Origin of the sequence: Streptacidiphilus sp. EB129 (genome assembly GCF_041262645.1) — a bacterium.
In the GTDB taxonomy this organism is placed as follows: Bacteria; Actinomycetota; Actinomycetes; order Streptomycetales; family Streptomycetaceae; genus Streptacidiphilus.
This window is the reverse complement of sequence record NZ_JBGCCS010000003.1, coordinates 192,870-209,861: the sequence shown is the minus strand read 5'-3', so window position 1 is coordinate 209,861 and position 16,992 is coordinate 192,870. Positions and strand designations below refer to the sequence as shown.

Here is a 16,992-nt window from a genome sequence, read left to right as displayed (position 1 = left end):
CCCGTCCGGACCGATCCCCGCTCGGAGTCCGGTCCCCGGCGGCACCCCGTCCCGGGCGCCGCCGGCTGCCGGCGCTACGCGCCCAGGCGCTCGCCCGGCTCCAGGCGGGATCCCCGGGCCCAGTCGCCGGCGGGCATCCGCTTCTTGCCCTGCGGCTGGACCTCGCCGAGCTCGATGGCGTGGCTGCCGGTGCCAACCCGCACCGTCTTCTTGCCCACCGCGATCTCACCGGGCTCCAGCCCCACGACGCCCGCGGCGACCTGCACCGGGCCGAGCTTGAGCCGCTCGCCGCGGAACACCGTCCACGCACCCGGCGCCGGCGTGCAGCCCCGGACCAGGCGGTCGACCCGCAGCCCGGGCGCGCTCCAGTCGACCCGGGCGTCCTCGACGGTGATCTTCGGGGCCAGGCTCACCCCGTCGCCGGGCTGCGCGCGTCCCTCCAGCGCGCCGTCCTCGATCCCGTCCATGGTCGCCGCGAGCAGCCGCGCACCGGACCGGGCCAGCCGTTCCAGCAGGTCGCCGCTGGTGTCGCCGGACCGCACCAGTTCGGTGACGGTGCCGTACAGCGGGCCGGAGTCGAGGCCCTCCTCGATCAGGAAGGTGGACGCGCCGGTGACCTCGTCGCCCGCCATCACCGCGTGCTGCACCGGGGCCGCGCCACGCCACGCGGGCAGCAGCGAGAAGTGCAGGTTCACCCAGCCGAGGCGCGGGATCTCCAGCGCCGACTTGGGCAGGATCGCGCCGTAGGCGACCACCGGGCAGCAGTCCGGGGCGATCTCGGCCAGCCGTGCCTGGAACTCCGGCTCACGCGGCCTGCCCGGCTTGAGCACCTCGATCCCGGCCTCCTCGGCGAGCTGCGCCACCGGACTGGCGACCAGCTTCCGGCCGCGCCCGGCCGGGGCGTCGGGGCGGGTGACGACGGCCGCGACCTCGTGCCGGGACGCGATCAGCGCCTCCAGCGAGGGCAGTGCGACCTCGGGGGTACCGGCGAACACAAGCTTCATACGGGTGCGGACCTCTCGGACGGAACGGTCGGACGGAACGGGGTCGGGCGCTGGGCGGCCGACTGTGATCTGCGGACTGCGGAGCGGCGGGCGGCTAGAGCGCGCGGCCGAAGGTGCTGTGCGGGGACAGCTTGACCTGCGGCGCCGAGTCGCCGGCCCAGTCGGCCTCGCGTATGGCGCGCAGTGCGGCCTTGCGCTGCTCGCGGTCCAGCCGGTCGACGAAGATGATGCCGTCGAGGTGGTCCGTCTCGTGCTGGATGCAGCGGGCGAGCAGTTGGGTGCCCTCGATGGTGACCGGGTCGCCGTACTCGTTGAAGCCCCTGGCGACCACGCCGAAGGCACGCTTGCAGTCGAAGGTCAGGTCGGGCAGCGACAGGCAGCCCTCCGGGCCGTCCTGCTGCTCCTCGCTCAGGTCCAGGCTGGGGTTGACCAGGTGCCCCACCACGCCGCCGACGTGGTAGGTGAACACCCGCAGCGACACCCCGATCTGAGGGGCCGCCAGGCCCGATCCGGGCGCGTCCTTCATGGTCTCGGTGAGGTCCCGGACCAGGGTGCGGAGTTCCTTGTCGAAGGTCTTCACCGGCTGCGCCGTCATCCGCAGAACCGGGTCGCCGAAGATACGGATGGGCTGGATCGCCACGGAACTGGCTCCCGTCAGGTCAGGTTGGAGGCGTGCACGAGCGGCCCTGCACAACGGCCCAGTCTACTGAGACGGCGCGCGGGCAGGTCCGCGCGCCCGCACGCCGTACGAATGCCTCCGCACGCCCCCTCCGTGACCCTGCGGGTACCTGGGCCGTTGGTCAAGGAAGATTGACCGCCGGCCCCGGAGAGGCAACCCAGACCATGGCAGAACACGCCACGCACGACGCCCGCGCCAGGGCCAGCCTGCACCTGCTGGTCCGGGACATCGAGCGGGTGCGGCGCCAGGTGGACGCCCTGCGCACGCTCACCGCCCAGCTCGGCAACGTCTACCGGCCGCGTCGCCCGACCACCGCCGCCGGGTTCGTGGTCTACGGCCGCGCCCCCGCACCCACCGTCCGGCTGGCGCAGGAACTGCGCGACAGCGTCGAGGGGCTGGTCGCGGCGGCGGTCGAGTTCGACCGCTCGCTCGGCTTCTCCTGGGACGCCGTCGGCTCGGCACTGGGCGTCACCAAGCAGGCCGTGCACCGCCGCTACGGTGTCCGCCGCCCGGCCGAGGGGGGCAACGGCGCCACCCTGCCCGAGCAGCAGGGGCCACAGCAGGGGCCGCAACGGGCTCCCGCGGAGGCGCTGGCCGACCTCCTCGCCGAGCGCACCCCGGCACCGGCGGTGCAGATCCCCGGCGGCCTCTCCCGCGCCATCCCCGCCGCCCGTCCCACACCCACGCCCATGCCCGCACCCGCTCCCGACCCCGCCACCCGCTGACGCCGGATCGCTGACAGGCGGCCGACCGGCGGTCCACCGACCGGACGGTCCCACGACCCGACGGTCGACCGACCGGACGGACAATCGGCGCGGACGGACGTCAGCCGATGTCCGGCGGGTCGATCCGGACCCGCACCGGGTCGGGTCGGCGCAGTGTCAGCCGGGCGGCCTGGGCGGACTTGAGGGCGACCGCGAGCGCCGCGCCACGGCCCGGGGCCACCCGGAGCAGCACCCGGTCGCGGGGCTCGCCGCCCCGGGGCACACCGACGTCCGGGACCGGACCGAGGACGTCCGTCCCCGGCGGCAGCCGCACCAGCGCGAGCAGGTCCTCCACCGCCGCCGGGCTGCCGCTGACCGAGGCCATCCGCGAGACCGGCGGAAAGCCCAGCTCGGACCGGTCCGCGAGTTCCACCGCCGCGAACCCGGCCGGATCCCAGCGCACCAGCGCCTGGACCGGGCGCATCCCGGCTTCGGCGACCACCACCACCGTGCCGCCCTGCTCCTGCGAGCGGACCAGGGCCGCGGCCGCCAGCCAGTGCCGTAGCGCCTGCTCGCCCGCGCGCAGGTCGGGGCGGCCCAGCAGGGCCCAGCCGTCCAGCAGCAGCGCCGCCGCGTAGCCGCCCTCGGCGACCGGCTCCGCGCCCGGCGTGGAGACGACCAGCGCGGGCGTGTCCGGGACGGTGTCCAGCACGCCGTCCCGGCCGGAGGTCCGTACCGGCACGGCGGGGAAGGCCCGGCCCAGCTCGTCGGCGGTGCGGCGGGCGCCGACCACCTGCGCCCGCAGCCGCACCCCCCCGCACTCGCGGCAGTGCCAGTCCGCCTCCGGGCGTCCGCACCAGGCGCAGAGCAGCTGCTGCTCCGCACCCGGCGCCTCCAGCGGTCCCTCGCAGTGCCGGCAGCGCGCCTGCTCGCGGCAGCGTACGCAGGCCAGCCGGGGCACATACCCGCGCCGGGGCACCTGCACCAGCACCGGGCCGCGTTCCAGTGCCTCCCGCGCGGTGCGCCAGGCGATAGTGGGCAGCCGCGCGGCATGCGCGGCCGCGTCCCTGGCCTGGTCCTCGTCGGTGACGGTGCGGACCTGGGCGGTGGCCCGGCGGACCTGGTCGCGCGGAGCCGCCAGCGGCCGGGCCCAGCCGGTGTGCAGCAGCTGGGCCGACTCCACGGTCACCGCGAAGCCGCCGATCAGGACCGCCGCGCCGACCTCGGCGGCACGCAGCAGCAGCACGTCGCGGGTGTGCGGCTGCGGGGCGCGCGGCTCGCTGTGGTTGTCGTCGCCGTCGTCCCAGACCGCGACCAGGCCCAGGTCGGCGACCGGGGCGAACATCGCCGCACGGGTCCCCACCACGGCCCGCACCGAGCCCCGGCTGACCGCCAGCCAGCGCCGGTAGCGCTCCTCCGGACCCAGGTCGGCGGTCAGCGCCACATGGCGTCCCGGTCCGAGCAGTTCGAGCAGTGCGTCGTCCAGCCGTGCCACCGCGCGCCCGTCCGGCAGCAGCACCAGCGCGCCGCGCCCGGACGCCAGCGTCGCCGCCACGGCCGTGGCCAGTTCCCGCGCCCACAGCCCACCGGGCAGCGCCGACCACACCGCGCGCGGCGACTCCCCCGCCGCCAGCGCCGCGAGGAACTCGGCCCCCTGCTGGTAGCGCGGCCAGGTGCCGGGCGCCGGTGCGGACGGAACCGGCAGCGGCGTGGGCGAGAGCTCCGCCTCGGCCCGGCCGTGCTTCGGCGGGATCGCCAGCTGCAGGACGTCCGCCAGCGTGCCCGCGTAGCGGTCGGCGACCGCACGGCACAGCCGCAGCAGTTCGGCCGTCAGCACCCGCTCCGGCGACAGCACCTGGCTGAGCGGGGCCAGCAGGCCCTTGAAGTCGCTGCTCGCCCTGCGCTCCACGACGTAGCCGTCGATCAGCCGCCCACCCTCGCGCCGGGCCGTGCCACGTCCCTCCTCGCGCACCACCCGACCGCCGAACCGCACCCGCACCCGCACGCCGGGCTGGGCCGCCTCGTCCAGTTTCGCGGGCACGGAGTAGTCGAAGAACTGGTCCAGATGCGACAGCCCCTTGTCGACCACCACCCGTGCCACCGGCAGCTCCACGGCGGCCGGCGCGGGCTTCGGCCTGCTCCTGGCCTTCTTCAGCTCGGCCCGGATCAGCTCCAGCTGCTCCCCCGCACGGCTGTCCCCCGCACGGCCGGCTCCGCGGTCGGCCACGAACTCAGCCGGGGCGTGGGCTGCGGGGTCGGGCGGGACGGAGGGGCTGTTCATGGAGCCAGTGTTACCAGAAGGGCCCGACAGATCCCGCACGCGAACGTTCGGCGGCGGCCTCGGCATGACCGTCGCACTGCTCGGCAGGTCATAGGGTGCTGCTACCGAGCGTGATCGCCAGGCACGTGGAGTGAGTGTCGCCTCCCGTGAAATAGACCCGGCACGAACGAGGTTGCAGGCGTGGGCGGCACACGGTCGTCGCGCACACAGGAGGTCGCAATGAAGATCGGCATCATCGGCGCGGGCAACATCGGCGGTAACCTCACCCGTCGCCTCACCGCCCTCGGACACGAGGTGTCCGTGGCCAACTCCCGTGGCCCGCAGACCCTCGGGGAGCTGGAGGCGGAAACCGGAGCGACCGCCGTGACGGCGGGCGAAGCCGCCCGGGGCGCCCGGATCGTCGTGGTCACCATCCCGCTGAAGAACGTCCCGAACCTGCCCGCCGGACTCTTCGACGGCGCCGCGGAGGGGCTGGCCGTGATCGACACCGGCAACTACTACCCGCAGCAGCGCGACGGGCGGATCGCCGCCATCGAGGAGGGGCTGACCGAGAGCCGCTGGACCGCGCAGCACGTCGGCCACACCGTCATCAAGGCGTTCAACGGCACCTACGCCCAGGACCTCCTCGACGCGCCGCTCCCCAAAGGCGACCCCAACCGCATGGCGCTGCCGGTGGCCGGGGACGACGAGGCCGCCAAGCAGGTGGTGCGCGAGCTGATCGACGAGCTCGGCTTCGACACCGTCGACGCCGGAAGCATCGACGACTCCTGGCGGCAGCAGCCCGGAACCCCCGTCTACGGCCTGCGCGCGGGTGTCGCCGAGGTCGAGAAGGCCCTGGCCGCGGCGTCGAAGGAGCGGACCCCCGACTTCCTGGCCTGACGGCCGGCCACGAACGCGTCGCCCGCGCCGTTGGAGTCCACGACCGGCGCGGGCGGCGCGGCAGCCGGAATCGCCGCGCCAGCAAGAACGTTCAGGAACTTGCGAACCTCAGTCCCGGCCCGCCGACAACGGGAACGAGGTGGTCACGGGGGCTCCGGCCGGCCTGGCGTCGGGATACACCAGGGTCACCCGGGTGAAGCGGGAGACGCCCGGATGTCCGTCCCAGGGCAACGCCCGGTCGAGCGAGACGTACACCGGGTAGTCGTGGAAGTGCCCCGCCGCGCAGTACGGCACGCAGTCGTTGGCCACGTCGGTGCCGACGGCCCGGGCGCCCGTCGGCCCCCACTGCGACCACTTCAGCGAGATCAGGTAGTTGTTGCCGTCCCCGCAGGCCAGCACATAACTGGCCGGAAGCGTCTGCGGCGCGTCCGTGCAGTCGACGAGGACCGGGCTGTTCGCCACCGCCACCGGGGCGGGCGGCGGCACGGAGGCGGCGGCTCCTGGGATGAGCGCGCCCGCGCCGATCAGGGCGACTGCGGTCAGAGTGAGTGCAGACATTCGCGGCTCCCGTGGTGCTGGTACGCCCACGCTACGACGCCCGGGACGGAGGTGCGAATGTGAGCCGGGCACGTGTCCGGCGTGCGGCGTTCGCCGTGCGCGGCGCCGTCGGGGCGGGCAGACAGCCACCCGGGAGAAGGGCCGCCGTCCGAGTGGAGGGCCGCCCCGAGGCAGGGGACGGCGGCCGCCGCGAGCCCGGTCGATCGCTCAGCCGAGGCCGAGCGTGCTGATGACCTGGTCGGCCATGTGCGACTCGCCGAGGGCGTTGGGGTGGACCGGAACGTAGTTGGTGCCCCACAGGACCGGCTCTATCCAGCGGCTGCCGATCGGCTGGCAGGCGTCGTGCCCGTTGGAGGCGGTGGCCATGTCCACATAGGTGGCGCCGGTCTCGGACGCGGCGCGCTGCACGGCCGCGTTGAGGTGGGCCTCCAGCTCCCGCAGGTACGGGACGTCCCCGGAGGCGATCGGCATCTTGGCGAAGCAGCCCGGGACGGCCGTGGCCGGCACGATCCACGGGTAGCCGACGATCGCGACACGCGCGTTCGGAGCCTTGGCTCTCACCGCCGCCAGCGCCGCCCTGACCGCGGGGTAGGTGGTGCTGTCGATCTGCTGGTCGAAGCTGGACCCGTAGATGCTCTGGCAGGGGTGGCCGAATCCGAGCGAGAGCACCCCGGCCGAACCGCAGGCGAGGATGGCGTCGATGAAGGTGTTGTTGTCGTTGCCGCCGATGGTCATGGTGACCAGGTCGGTGCCGCTGTCCAGGGCGTCGAGTTGCGGGGCGACACCGGGGTACTGCGACCCCGCGAAGTCCTTGGTCTGGGCTCCGCCGCAGGTCACGTCGGTGAGCTGGGCGCCGGTCCGGGCGGCCAGGTCGTGCGGGTAGTTCACGCTGGACCGGGCGCACTCCAGCGGGGCACTGAGGTCGATCGGGAGGACGCCGGATCCGGCACTGTAACTGTCGCCCATGGCGACGTAGTTGAGAGGGGCGGCGGTCGAGGCCTGGGCCGGGGCGGCGAGCCCGACGGATGCCAGGCATCCGGCGGCGACCGCCGCGGCGGCCAGGATTCGAGCGCGGGCGCGGATCGGCATGCGGGTCTCCTTGAGCGTGGGGGTGGGACCGTGCGGGAGGGAGCTGGCCGTACGCGGTGGCGCGAGTACGTCCGGAATGTGTCAGGAACATTTCCCGGAAGTTACTGGCCGGAAAGTTACCGACTGGTCAGAATGGCCGTCAAGACTCCGGTCACAAGTCGAAGATGAGCCTCCGGCAGCTCGGAACCGGGCTCCCGGACGGGCTGCGCGGCGCGCGTACTCAGTGCGATCCGGGTGCGGGTACTCACGCGCGTACGCCGTCCGGGGGACAGACTCGAAGCATGCTCAGCCACCTCGCCACCCGCGTCGTCCCGGCCCTGGGCCGACTCACCGTCAGCAGCGAACTGACCTCCGCGCCCGCTCCGGGTACGGTTGTCGCCGCCAACCACTCCTCGCTCATCGACCCCGGCGTGCTGCTGGCCGGGCTGGCCCGGCTCGGGCTGGAGGAGCCCGTGGTGCTGGCCGCCGCAGGGCTGTGGCGCATTCCGTACCTGCGCGCGCGACTGGTGCGAGAGGGACACATCCCCGTACACCGGGGCGGGCCGCAGGCCGCCGAGGCGCTCGCGCTGGCCACCGAGGCGCTGGCGCGCGGGCGCGTCGTGGTCATCTACCCCGAGGGCGGGCTGCCGCGTCGGCGCGACTCCGCCGACACCGCGCCGGGGCCCTTCCGTTCCGGGCTGGCCCGCCTGGCCCTGGCCACCGGCGCCCCGGTCGTCCCGCTGGGCCAGGCCGGCTCCCGCCGCATCGCGTCCGGACGGCCCGGCAAGCAGATCGCCGGCGTGCTGACGTCCGCCCTCCGCCGCCCGGCCGTGCACGTCCACCTGGGCGCACCGATCGCACTGAGCGGCACGGTGGACGAGGCAACAGCCACGGCCCACACGGCTGTTGCCGCCGCATGGGAGACCGCCCGGCGCCGGGCCGCCACAGCGGGCACGGCCGGGCCGGGTACCGCCTGACCCCTGCTCGCCCCGGTCCGCCCGGTCCGCCCGGTCCGCCCGGTCCCGTCCGGTCCGCCCGGTTGGTCCCGGATCGACCCGAACGGAGCGTCACCGCATCAGCACATCCGTTCCATTGATGAACATTTGTGTGATCATGCTGCAACGAAAGCGACGGCCTGCGGAGTCAGAGTTACCAGTGGGACCCGACAGAGCCGGTGCCAGGGTGACCTTGGCCATGCAGAATGCGATCCATGACGAACATTGAGGACTTCGGCGGCGGTCAGCACACGCCCGACGTGCTGGTGGTCACCACGAACGACGTGCCCGGACACCGGGTCGACCGGGTGATCGGGGAGATCTTCGGACTCACCGTCCGCTCCCGCAACATCGGCAGCCAGCTCGGCGCCAGCTTCAAGTCCCTGGCCGGCGGCGAGCTCAAGGGTCTCACCAAGACCCTGGTGGAGAGCCGCAACCAGGCCATGGACCGGCTGATCGAGCAGGCTCGTTCGCGCGGTGCCAACGCCGTCCTGGCGATGCGCTTCGACGTGACCGAGGCCGGAGGGAACGGCACCGAGATCTGCGCCTACGGCACCGCGGTGGTGATCACCCCGGCCGGCTGACCGGGGGACCACCCCACCTCGCCCGACCACACCGGACACCCACTGCACCCGCACGACCGCACCACGCACGACCGCGTCACGGCACCCGGGCCGACACAGCGCGCCCGGGAGCCGAAGCAGCACCGTCACCTTCACCGCAGCTCGTTCGGCTGAACGCGCCGCGATGACTTTCCCAGCACGGCGCGCTGCCTCGGCGCGCCCGTTTTCCGTCTTCGGTTTCCGTCATCAGTGATTCGTCATCGCCCCAGGGGGGACTTTCGCATGCCCAAACACGCCGCGCCATCAGCCATGCGCCGCCGAATCCACAGCGCCGCAGTCGTGGCCGGAGCAGCAGGACTGGTACTCACCCTCGCGCCCACCGACTCGGCGTCGGCGGCGCCCACACCGACCAGCCGGTGGATGGGTGTGCCGATGTACCACCAGCAGCTGGCCGACGACTGCGAGGCCGCGTCGCTGCGGATGATCCTGGCGTACCGGGGCCACCACTACACCGACCAGCAGTTGCTCCAGAAGATCGGTGTCGACTCGGCGCACCCGCGCTTCGGCACCTCGGGGCCGAAGACCGGCGACCCGTACCGGGCCTTCGTCGGCAACCCCAACGGGGACGAGGGACGCGGGACCGGCTACGGCGTGTTCTACCCCCGGATCGCCGCGGCGGCGCGGGCCTCCGGCGCGCGGGTACTGGTCGCCCAGGAGGGCTATGCGCCCTGGCGGCTGTACCAGCAGCTGGCCGCCGGGCATCCGGCCGTGGTCTGGATCGACTACCTCTACCGGGCGAAGCAGCGCACCTGGGACAAGGCCTACGACGGCCACTGGGTCCCCTACGCGGGCCCGGCGGAGCACGCGGTGGCGCTGATCGGTGTGACCAAGAACGGCGTCTACGTGAACGACCCGGCCCGGGGGGCCTACTGGATACCCAAAGCCAAGTTCGAGGCCGGGTACTCCACCTACGGCGACATGGCCGTGGTCATCGCCTGAGCGGAGAAAGCAACAGGGGCGTGGGGGGGGGGGGGGGGGGGGGGGGGGGCGCCCCCCCGCGGCCCGGGGGGGGGGGGGGGGGCGGGGCGGGGGGGGGGGGGGGGGGGGGGGGGGGGGCGGGGGGCCCCGGGGGGGGGGGGGGGGGGGGGCCCCCCCCCCCCCCCCGGGGGGGGGGCGCCCCCGCCCCCCCCCCCCCCCCCCCCCCCCACGCCCCTGTCACGGGGCCGGGCGGCAGCCCTGCGCGGGACACTACGGGCTGTGCACGGGCCGCCTACCGGCTCCAGTGGGCTTACGGGCTGCCGGGGGCTCAGGCCTCGACGGCGCGCTTCAGCGCGTCGGCGCGGTCGGTGCGCTCCCAGGTGAAGTCCGGCAGCTCGCGGCCGAAGTGGCCGTACGCGGCGGTCTGGGCGTAGATCGGCCGCAGCAGGTCCAGGTCGCGGATGATCGCGGCCGGGCGCAGGTCGAACACCTGGGTGACCGCGTCCTGGATCTTCTCGACCGGGGCGGTCTCGGTGCCGAAGGTCTCCACGAAGAGACCGACCGGCTCCGCCTTGCCGATGGCGTAGGCGACCTGGACCTCGGCGCGGCGGGCGAGCCCGGCGGCGACGATGTTCTTGGCGACCCAGCGCATCGCGTACGCGGCGGAGCGGTCGACCTTGGACGGGTCCTTGCCCGAGAAGGCGCCGCCGCCGTGACGGGCCATGCCGCCGTAGGTGTCGATGATGATCTTGCGGCCGGTGAGGCCGGCGTCGCCCATCGGGCCGCCGATCTCGAACCGCCCGGTCGGGTTCACCAGCAGCCGGTAGCCCTCGGTGACCAGGTCGATGCCCTCGTCGGCCAGCGCCTTGAGCTCCGGCTCCACCACGAACTCGCGGATGTCGGGGGCGAGCAGCGAGTCCAGGTCGATGTCGGACGCGTGCTGCGAGGAGACCACGACGGTGTCCAGGCGCACGGCCTTGTCGCCGTCGTACTCGATGGTGACCTGGGTCTTGCCGTCGGGGCGCAGGTAGGGGATGGTCCCGTTCTTGCGCACCTCGGACAGGCGCTTGGCGAGGCGGTGCGCCAGCGTGATCGGCAGCGGCATCAGCTCGGGGGTGTCGTCGCAGGCGTAGCCGAACATCAGGCCCTGGTCGCCGGCGCCCTGCTTGTCGAGCTCGTCCTCGTCGCCCTCGACCCGGGTCTCGTACGCGTCGTCGACACCCTGGGCGATGTCGGCGGACTGCGCGCCGATGGACACCGACACGCCGCAGGAGGCGCCGTCGAAGCCCTTCTTGGACGAGTCGTAGCCGATCTCGAGGATCTTCTCCCGGACCAGCGCCGCGATCGGCGCGTACGCCTTGGTGGTGACCTCACCGGCGACGTGGACCTGGCCGGTGGTGATCAGCGTCTCCACGGCGACCCGCGAGGTGGGGTCGTCCTTGAGGAGGGCGTCGAGAATCGTGTCGCTGATCTGGTCAGCGATCTTGTCGGGGTGACCCTCGGTCACGGACTCCGAAGTGAACAGGCGGCGAGACACAGCGCTCCCTGGGTTGCAGCGGCTGCTGACTGGTCAGTGCGGACCCCGTGGGCACACGACTGACCGGAAAGACTTATGGAGGACTACTGCGGGGAGTGTAACCAACAGATACCGAATGTGGTCCACCCGGTCTCAGTTTCTGGATCAATCCCTGGTCATCGTGGTCGGCGGAATCATCCGATCCGGGTGGCGACCAGGTCCCACAGCAGGTCGGCGAGGGCCGTCTTGGGCCCGAACGGCACGAGCGTCTCGGTGCCGTCGGCGCCGAGGATCACCGCCTCGTTGTCGCTGGTCCCGAACGCGCGTCCGGCGCCGACCTCGTTGACCACCAGCAGGTCGCACCCCTTTCGGGCCAGCTTGGCCCGTCCGTTGACGAGTGCGTCGTCGGTTTCGGCGGCGAAACCGACCACGACCTGCCCCGTCCGGACCCGCTGCTGCGAGATCCGGGCCAGGATGTCGGGGTTGCGGACCAGGGCGAGCGGCTCGGGCTCGACGCCGTCCACCTTCTTGATCTTCGAAGCGGCGTAGTCGGCCGGACGGAAGTCGGCCACGGCGGCCGCCATCACCACCGCGTCCGCGTCGGCGGCCGCCGCCAGCACGGCGTCGTGCATCTCCTGGGCGGTGCCGACCCGTACCAGGTCCACCCCGGCCGGGTCGGGCAGCTCGGTGTGCGCGGCGACCAGGGTCACCCGCGCGCCGCGGGCGGCCGCCACCGAGGCCAGGGCGTAGCCCTGGCGGCCGGAGGAGAGGTTGCCGAGGAAGCGCACCGGGTCCAGCGGCTCGCGGGTGCCACCGGCCGAGACCACCACCCGGCGGCCGGCCAGGTCGGCCAGCCCGGCGTCCGCGCCGCGGGCCAGCACCCGCCGGCAGAACTCGAAGACGCCCTCGGGCTCGGGGAAGCGGCCCTTGCCGGTGTCCGCCCCGGTCAGCCGGCCCACCGCGGGCTCGATCACCAGCGCGCCGCGGCGGCGCAGCGTGGCCACGTTCTCCTGGGTGGCCGGGTGCTCCCACATCTCGGTGTGCATCGCCGGGGCGAAGACCACCGGACAACGCACCGTCAGCAGGGTGTTGGTGAGCAGGTCGTCGGCGATCCCGTGGGCCGCCCTGGCCAGCAGGTCGGCCGTGGCCGGGGCGATCACCAGCAGGTCGGCGTGCTGGCCGATGCGGACGTGCGGCACCTCGTGGACGCTGTCCCAGACCTCGGTCGACACCGGGTTGCCGGAGAGTGCCGCCCAGGTCGGCGCGCCGACGAAGTTGAGGGCCGAGGCCGTCGGCACCACCCGGACCGAGTGGCCCGACTCGGTGAATCGGCGCAGCAGCTCGCAGGCCTTGTAGGCGGCGATTCCGCCACTGACTCCGAGTACGACGTTCATCCCGGCTCCCTCGTCACCCATACACACAGCACCCCTACACATGGCGCCGCGGCCCGTAGGAAGCTTCTACGGACCGCGGTACACGAGCTGTTGGCAGCGCCTTACGCGGCGCCGCCCTCACTACTGGGCGTCGATCGCCTCGGCGGTGAGCATGCCCGCGTTGATCTCGCGCAGAGCGATCGAGAGCGGCTTCTCGTGGACGTGCGTGTCGACCAGCGGACCCACGTACTCCAGCAGGCCCTCGCCGAGCTGGGAGTAGTAGGCGTTGATCTGGCGGGCGCGCTTGGCCGCGTAGATCACCAGGCTGTACTTGGAGTCGGTGGCCTCGAGCAGCTCATCGATCGGCGGGTTGATGATGCCTTCGGGCGCTGTCATCGAAGAGGACACGCGGGAACCTTCCGGAGAAAATGATCAGACTACGTTGAGCAAGGCTAGCAGTTCCGCCGCTACACCCTCGACCGAGGTGTTGACCAGAGTCGTGTCGAATTCGCTTTCCGCGGCGAGTTCGACCTTCGCCGCGCGCAGCCGCTCGTCGATGACGTCCTGCGACTCGGTACCGCGCCCGGTCAGCCGGCGCACCAGCTCGTCCCAGGACGGCGGGGCCAGAAAGACCAGCTGCGCGTCCGGCATGGACTCGCGGACCTGGCGGGCTCCCTGCAGGTCGATCTCCAGCAGGACGGCCTCGCCGCGCTCCAGCTTGTCCAGGACGGCCTTGCGGGGCGTGCCGTAGTGGTTCCCGGCGAAGACGGCCCACTCCAGCAGTTCGCCGTTGGCGACCATCTTGCCGAACTGGTCCTCGTCGACGAAGTGGTACTGGACACCGTCCCGCTCCCCCGGCCGCGGCCTGCGGGTGGTGGCGGAGACCGAGAGCCAGACTTCGGGATGGGCCTTGCGCATATGAGCGACGACCGTGCTCTTGCCGACACCGGAGGGGCCGGAGAGCACGGTCAGCCGCGGACGTTCACTCATGTACCGATTATCCAGGACCCGGGAGGGTTCTCGAACCATCGGGACCGATCAGGCCGAAGCGCCGCCGAATTCGCGCTCCAGCGAGGCGATCTGGTTCGTGCCGAGACCGCGGACCCGGCGGGACTCGGAGATGCCGAGCCGCTCCATGATCTGCTTCGCACGGACCTTGCCGACGCCGGGGAGCGACTCAAGGAGCGCCGACACCTTCATCTTGCCGATGACGTCGTTCTCCTGGCCGGCCTTGATGACCTCGTGCAGGGACGCGCCGCTGTGCTTGAGCCGATTCTTGATCTCGGCGCGCTCCCGGCGAGCCTCAGCTGCCTTGGCGAGCGCAGCGGTGCGCTGCTCAGGGGTAAGGGGCGGAAGTGCCACGCCGTTCACCTCAGTGATTCGAACGAATAGGACGGGGTTGCCTCATGGGACCGTCGAGGAACCTAGCGGCTCTGACCTGCGAGAGCAACGAGGAACACGCTCCTCAGTGGACCTATCGCCGGACACTACCCCTCTCGGCGGTCCGCGTCAGGAAAAAGCACAGAAAAGTCCTGGTCAGACTCTGCCGACCAGGACTTTTCCGGACATACCCACCGACCCTGAGTGCCGACTTCATCATCTCAGCGTGACCTAGTCATGATCAGCGCGACGGCCTCGCCCCCGCGGACCCGGCATCCGGATGTTGTCGCTGATCAGGCCCGCCCACCGGCCCTCACACACTGTTCACTGAACCGCCACACGAACCTCGTCCACGAACCGGGCCGCGGCCTCGCGCAGCGCCTCGACCGAGGGACCGTGCCGCAGCACGTCCCGGCTGACACTGGGCAGCACGTTGGCCGCCGCGGCGCCGAAGACGGCCGGGATGTCGGCCGGGGTCGCCCCCTGGGCGCCGATGCCCGGGGCCAGCAGCGCGCCGTTGATGTCGAGGTCGGCGTCGATGTCCTTCAGGGTGGCGCCGACGACCGCGCCGAAGCTGCCGAGCGGGTACGCGTCGGCGTTCTCCGCGGCGAGCTGGCGGAGCACCGACTGGGCCACGGTCAGGCCGTCCTCGCCGACCGCGAGCTGCACCTCGTGACCCTCCGGGTTGGAGGTCAGCGCCAGCGCGAACACCCCGCTGCCGCTCGCCCTGGCCGCGTCGAAGGCCGGGCGCAGCGAGCCGAAGCCCAGGTACGGCGAGACCGTGACCGCGTCGCTGAACAGCGGGCTGGTGGGCGCCAGGAAGGCGTCCGCGTAGGCGGCCATGGTCGAGCCGATGTCGCCGCGCTTGGCGTCCATCAGCACCAGCGCGCCGGCCGCGCGGGCGTCCGCGACGGTCCGCTCCAGCACCGCCACGCCCCGGCTGCCGAAGCGCTCGAAGAAGGCCGCCTGCGGCTTGAGCACGGCCACCCGGTCGGCCAGCGCCTCCACCACGGTCCGCGAGAACCGCTCCAGGCCGGCGACGTCGTCGCCCAGGCCCCAGGCGGTCAGCAGCGCCGCGTGCGGGTCGATGCCGACGCAGAGCGGGCCCCGGCCGTCCATCGCGGTGCGCAGGCGGGTGCCGAAGGGCGTGGTCATGCGGGGACTCCTTGGTGGTGGGCGTAGCCGATGGCGTCGGTCAGCGCGGCGAAGCCGCGTACGGCGAGGGCCGCGCGCAGCTCGTCCAGGACGCGCAGCGGGGCGGAGGGGTCGTTGAAGACGGTGGTGCCGACGGCCACCCCGGAGGCCCCGGCCAGCAGGAACTCCAGCGCGTCCAGGCCGGTCCTGATCCCGCCCATGCCCAGGATCGGCACCGGCGGCACGGTTCCGGCCCGCATCGCGGCGTACACCTGGTAGACGCAGCGCACCGCCACCGGGCGGATCGCGGGCCCGGAGAGGCCGCCGGTGTCCCCGGCCAGGGCCGGGCGCAGGGTGGTGGTGTCGATGGCCATGCCGAGCAGCGTGTTGATCATGGACAGGCCGTCGGCGCCGGCCTTGACGCAGGCGGCGGCGATCTCGGTGATCGAGGTGACGTCCGGGCTGAGTTTCGCGTACACCGGCAGGGCGGGGTCGGTGACCTCGCGCACCGCCGAGACCACGTCGTACGAGGTGGCCGGGTTGGCCGCGAAGACCAGGCCGCGGTTGTCCACGTTGGGGCAGGAGATGTTGACCTCGACGCCGACCACGCCGGGGCGGCCGTTGAGGTGCTGCGCCGTCTCGGCGAACTCCTCGACCCGCTCTCCGGCGATCGACACCAGCACCCGGGCGCCGCGCTCGGCGAGCCAGGGCAGCTCGGTCTCGACAAAGTGTTCGACGCCGGAGCCCTGCAGGCCGATCGCGTTGAGCATCCCGCTGGGCGTCTCGGCCATCCTCGGCGTGGGCAGGCCCGAGCGCGGGTAGGGCATGATCGTTTTGGTGGTGATCGAGCCCAGCTCGCTCAGCGGCTGGAACTTGGCGATCTCCCGGCCGTAGCCGGCGCAGCCCGAGGCTGTGGTGACCGGGTTGGGCAGGGTGCCGCTGCCGAAGGGCGCGGTCATGTCGACGGCTGACGCATCGACGGCGGCGGGGTCGACGGCGGCGAAGCCGCTGTGGCCGGTGGTCATCTCAGCGCACTCCCATTGCGGCCGCGCCGTGCAGGTCGGCGGGGATCGTACCGACGTCCGACCAGCGGACCCGGGTGCCGTCGAAGCAGGGGCCCTCCACGCAGGAGCGGACGAAGCGGCTGACGCCGTCCTCGCCGACCACCGGCAGCACGCAGCTCATACAGACCCCGACCCCGCAGGCCATGGCCTCCTCGACGGCGCAGAAGACCCGGGCGCCCTCGGCGGCCGCGATCCCGGTGACCGCCGCCAGCATCGCCATCGGGCCGCAGGCGTAGACCACCTCCGCGCCGATGGCCTTGATCGCCTCCGCCAGCGGCAGGGTGACCTGCCCCTTTATGCCGGCCGAGCCGTCGTCGGTGGTGACCAGGACGTCCGGGGTGAGCCGACGCGCGGCGTCCACCCCGTACAGCCGGTCGGCGCCGGCGGCGCCCAGGATGAAGCCCACCGAACCGCCCTGCTCCACGGTCTGCCCGGCCAGCGGCAGCAGCGGCGCGCTGCCGTAGCCGCCGCCGACGAAGAGCGCCGTCATCGCGCCCGCGGGCTGCGGGAAGGCCGTACCGAGCGGCGCGACCAGGTCGACGCTGTCGCCGGCCCTGCCACGCAGCAGCTCCCGGGTCCCGCGCCCGGATTCGGCGAGGACCAGCGTGACGGTCTCCTCGGCCGGGTCGCTGCCGTGGATGAAGAAGGCGCGCCGCAGCAGCATCGCCGAGTCCGGGCCTCCGACCGCCAGCGCGGCGAAGTGCCCTGGGCGTACTCGCGCGGCGATGCCCGGGGCACGCAGCACCATCCGGCCGTACGCACCGGCCGGTGAGATCTCCAGGATCTCGGCTCGGATGTGCTGGGGGTGCGCCATTG

18 protein-coding genes are annotated in these 16,992 nt (G+C 73.0%); 5 read left to right on the top strand and 13 right to left on the bottom strand.

Features of this window, described 5'->3' with window-relative positions; genetic code table 11:
- Nucleotides 1-74: 74 nt before the first annotated feature.
- Both fmt and def read right to left on the bottom strand, forming a co-directional pair.
- Nucleotides 75-1,004 (bottom strand): methionyl-tRNA formyltransferase, encoded by a 930-nt coding sequence (gene fmt, locus ABH925_RS05155; protein ID WP_370145650.1) that lies wholly within the window; start codon nt 1,002-1,004, stop codon nt 75-77.
- 94 nt (nt 1,005-1,098) lie between these two features.
- Entirely contained in the window at nt 1,099-1,644 is a 546-nt protein-coding gene (gene def, locus ABH925_RS05150) for a peptide deformylase (protein ID WP_370145647.1), read from the bottom strand.
- A 203-nt stretch (nt 1,645-1,847) separates the two neighbouring features.
- Between def and ABH925_RS05145 the strand changes: the two genes are divergently transcribed.
- The gene (locus ABH925_RS05145; RefSeq protein WP_370145646.1) at nt 1,848-2,408 is read left to right on the top strand and encodes a hypothetical protein; all 561 of its coding nucleotides are present in this window, start codon (nt 1,848-1,850) and stop codon (nt 2,406-2,408) included.
- Between the two features lie 100 nt (nt 2,409-2,508).
- Here the strand turns inward: ABH925_RS05145 and ABH925_RS05140 are convergent, their stop codons facing one another.
- Entirely contained in the window at nt 2,509-4,668 is a 2,160-nt protein-coding gene (locus tag ABH925_RS05140; protein WP_370145643.1) for a primosomal protein N', read from the bottom strand.
- 219 nt (nt 4,669-4,887) lie between these two features.
- Between ABH925_RS05140 and ABH925_RS05135 the strand changes: the two genes are divergently transcribed.
- Entirely contained in the window at nt 4,888-5,547 is a 660-nt protein-coding gene (locus ABH925_RS05135) for an NADPH-dependent F420 reductase (protein WP_370145641.1), read from the top strand.
- A gap of 108 nt (nt 5,548-5,655) precedes the next feature.
- Here ABH925_RS05135 and ABH925_RS05130 read toward each other — a convergent pair whose 3' ends face one another.
- Both ABH925_RS05130 and ABH925_RS05125 read right to left on the bottom strand, forming a co-directional pair.
- A complete protein-coding gene (locus tag ABH925_RS05130; RefSeq protein WP_370145638.1) occupies nt 5,656-6,105 on the bottom strand; it encodes a hypothetical protein in 450 nt (149 codons plus the stop codon).
- A 207-nt stretch (nt 6,106-6,312) separates the two neighbouring features.
- Nucleotides 6,313-7,194: an SGNH/GDSL hydrolase family protein gene (locus tag ABH925_RS05125; protein WP_370145637.1), complete on the bottom strand. Its 882-nt coding sequence runs from the start codon at nt 7,192-7,194 to the stop codon at nt 6,313-6,315.
- A gap of 281 nt (nt 7,195-7,475) precedes the next feature.
- On the opposite strand from ABH925_RS05125, the gene ABH925_RS05120 reads away from it, so the two are divergent.
- The 3 genes from ABH925_RS05120 (at nt 7,476) to ABH925_RS05110 (ending at nt 9,730) form a co-directional block, all read left to right on the top strand.
- Nucleotides 7,476-8,150 carry a lysophospholipid acyltransferase family protein gene (locus ABH925_RS05120; protein WP_370145636.1) on the top strand — a complete coding sequence of 225 codons (675 nt, stop codon included), beginning with the start codon at nt 7,476-7,478 and terminating at the stop codon, nt 8,148-8,150.
- 233 nt (nt 8,151-8,383) lie between these two features.
- Nucleotides 8,384-8,752 (top strand): YbjQ family protein, encoded by a 369-nt coding sequence (locus ABH925_RS05115; protein WP_370145635.1) that lies wholly within the window; start codon nt 8,384-8,386, stop codon nt 8,750-8,752.
- A gap of 318 nt (nt 8,753-9,070) precedes the next feature.
- Nucleotides 9,071-9,730 carry a C39 family peptidase gene (locus ABH925_RS05110; RefSeq protein ID WP_370145634.1) on the top strand — a complete coding sequence of 220 codons (660 nt, stop codon included), beginning with the start codon at nt 9,071-9,073 and terminating at the stop codon, nt 9,728-9,730.
- A gap of 307 nt (nt 9,731-10,037) precedes the next feature.
- On the opposite strand, the gene metK is transcribed toward ABH925_RS05110, so the two are convergent.
- From metK to ABH925_RS05070, 8 genes are all read right to left on the bottom strand, one after another.
- A complete protein-coding gene (metK, locus tag ABH925_RS05105; protein ID WP_370145633.1) occupies nt 10,038-11,246 on the bottom strand; it encodes a methionine adenosyltransferase in 1,209 nt (402 codons plus the stop codon).
- Between the two features lie 173 nt (nt 11,247-11,419).
- Nucleotides 11,420-12,619 (bottom strand): bifunctional phosphopantothenoylcysteine decarboxylase/phosphopantothenate--cysteine ligase CoaBC, encoded by a 1,200-nt coding sequence (gene coaBC / locus ABH925_RS05100; RefSeq protein ID WP_370145632.1) that lies wholly within the window; start codon nt 12,617-12,619, stop codon nt 11,420-11,422.
- Nucleotides 12,620-12,739: 120 nt separating this feature from the next.
- Nucleotides 12,740-13,006, bottom strand: a complete 267-nt coding sequence (rpoZ, locus tag ABH925_RS05095) for a DNA-directed RNA polymerase subunit omega (RefSeq protein ID WP_030248832.1) — start codon at nt 13,004-13,006, stop codon at nt 12,740-12,742.
- A 24-nt stretch (nt 13,007-13,030) separates the two neighbouring features.
- Nucleotides 13,031-13,588: a guanylate kinase gene (gene gmk / locus ABH925_RS05090; protein WP_370145631.1), complete on the bottom strand. Its 558-nt coding sequence runs from the start codon at nt 13,586-13,588 to the stop codon at nt 13,031-13,033.
- Between the two features lie 48 nt (nt 13,589-13,636).
- Nucleotides 13,637-13,960, bottom strand: coding sequence for an integration host factor, actinobacterial type (gene mihF, locus ABH925_RS05085; protein ID WP_182442798.1), 324 nt, complete (start codon nt 13,958-13,960; stop codon nt 13,637-13,639).
- 342 nt (nt 13,961-14,302) lie between these two features.
- Nucleotides 14,303-15,133, bottom strand: a complete 831-nt coding sequence (gene pyrF / locus ABH925_RS05080; RefSeq protein WP_370145629.1) for an orotidine-5'-phosphate decarboxylase — start codon at nt 15,131-15,133, stop codon at nt 14,303-14,305.
- Nucleotides 15,130-16,137 carry a dihydroorotate dehydrogenase gene (locus ABH925_RS05075; RefSeq protein WP_370145627.1) on the bottom strand — a complete coding sequence of 336 codons (1,008 nt, stop codon included), beginning with the start codon at nt 16,135-16,137 and terminating at the stop codon, nt 15,130-15,132. The genes pyrF and ABH925_RS05075 overlap by 4 nt, the downstream gene beginning before the upstream one ends.
- Nucleotide 16,138: 1 nt before the next feature.
- Entirely contained in the window at nt 16,139-16,990 is an 852-nt protein-coding gene (locus ABH925_RS05070) for a dihydroorotate dehydrogenase electron transfer subunit (protein ID WP_370145626.1), read from the bottom strand.
- Nucleotides 16,991-16,992: the final 2 nt, after the last annotated feature.

Bases quoted from the DNA above. Each gene is read 5' to 3' on its own strand.
- fmt (WP_370145650.1), bottom strand. From the start codon at position 1,004: ATGAAGCTTGTGTTCGCCGGTACCCCCGAGGTCGCACTGCCCTCGCTG.
- ABH925_RS05115 (WP_370145635.1), top strand. From the start codon at position 8,384: ATGACGAACATTGAGGACTTCGGCGGCGGTCAGCACACGCCCGACGTG.
- ABH925_RS05120 (WP_370145636.1), top strand. From the start codon at position 7,476: ATGCTCAGCCACCTCGCCACCCGCGTCGTCCCGGCCCTGGGCCGACTC.
- ABH925_RS05145 (WP_370145646.1), top strand. From the start codon at position 1,848: ATGGCAGAACACGCCACGCACGACGCCCGCGCCAGGGCCAGCCTGCAC.
- ABH925_RS05070 (WP_370145626.1), bottom strand. From the start codon at position 16,990: ATGGCGCACCCCCAGCACATCCGAGCCGAGATCCTGGAGATCTCACCG.
- ABH925_RS05140 (WP_370145643.1), bottom strand. From the start codon at position 4,668: ATGAACAGCCCCTCCGTCCCGCCCGACCCCGCAGCCCACGCCCCGGCT.
- ABH925_RS05075 (WP_370145627.1), bottom strand. From the start codon at position 16,137: ATGACCACCGGCCACAGCGGCTTCGCCGCCGTCGACCCCGCCGCCGTC.
- ABH925_RS05130 (WP_370145638.1), bottom strand. From the start codon at position 6,105: ATGTCTGCACTCACTCTGACCGCAGTCGCCCTGATCGGCGCGGGCGCG.
- gmk (WP_370145631.1), bottom strand. From the start codon at position 13,588: ATGAGTGAACGTCCGCGGCTGACCGTGCTCTCCGGCCCCTCCGGTGTC.
- coaBC (WP_370145632.1), bottom strand. From the start codon at position 12,619: ATGAACGTCGTACTCGGAGTCAGTGGCGGAATCGCCGCCTACAAGGCC.
- pyrF (WP_370145629.1), bottom strand. From the start codon at position 15,133: ATGACCACGCCCTTCGGCACCCGCCTGCGCACCGCGATGGACGGCCGG.
- ABH925_RS05135 (WP_370145641.1), top strand. From the start codon at position 4,888: ATGAAGATCGGCATCATCGGCGCGGGCAACATCGGCGGTAACCTCACC.
- ABH925_RS05125 (WP_370145637.1), bottom strand. From the start codon at position 7,194: ATGCCGATCCGCGCCCGCGCTCGAATCCTGGCCGCCGCGGCGGTCGCC.